Below are 858 nucleotides of genomic sequence, written 5' to 3' on the forward strand. Positions count from 1 at the left end.
TCAATATTCCGCTTATTTTATTGGCACTCACCCTTGGAGCTAAACATTTAAAGAGCAACGAAACAACAAAAACAAAATTTAACTTATTTGCTTTTTTAGCGTTTTCCATCTCCCTTCTTTCGTTTTTTTATCTCACAGAAGCCAGAAATATAAAGAACAACAACTCCGTATATATCCTAGCATTTATAGCGGTGATATCTCTCATATTGTTCATTGTTTCTAATCAAAAAGCAAAAAACAAACTAATAGTCTTTAGCGGATTTAAAAATGCGCGCTACACATTGCTCATGATCATGGGGCTCATTGCTTCATTTCTTTTTTATAGCTTCCTTGTTTATTTCCCGTTAGCCATCGCCATGGAAGGGAGCCATAAAAATAACCTTCTCATCATCGGCACCCTCCTTGCTTTACAGGGGGTGGGTGCATGGATCGGAAGAAAATTTATTTACCAAAAATGGAAAGAAAAATCTCCCTTTTTCATGATAGGAATTGGTTTGGTAATATCAAGCCTCGGGTTATTATGCTTCGGCTATAATATAAACATGGATGGGCTAGGATTTTTGCTAAGAGGCATAGGGCTTGGTATCGCCACCATTGTCTGCCTGTCTGCCCCCATCCAATACGTCAATAGTTTATACGTCAAAGACACAGCAGTTATCACACGCATATTACAGCAAATAGGTGGAGCCTTAGGGGGTGTATTCGCAGGCTTTCTGATACATTCGCTGACAGAAAAATACCTTTCCCTTAACCAAACATATGTCGTATTCTTTATATTCTCGATCTCTGCATTTTTACTGTTTTGCTTAGCACTCTCCTTATCGCGTAAAGAGAATAACTCTGATTTATGATAGGCAT

1 pseudogene is annotated in these 858 nt (G+C 38.1%); it reads left to right on the forward strand.

The features are described 5' to 3' along the window. Positions 1 to 851: pseudogene (locus tag ACFIK3_RS09670) on the forward strand (drug:proton antiporter); the annotation flags it as partial. Positions 852 to 858 lie beyond the last annotated feature (7 nt).

Origin of the sequence: Bartonella sp. CB10SXKL, assembly GCF_042195515.1 — a bacterium.
Taxonomy (GTDB): domain Bacteria; phylum Pseudomonadota; class Alphaproteobacteria; order Rhizobiales; family Rhizobiaceae; genus Bartonella.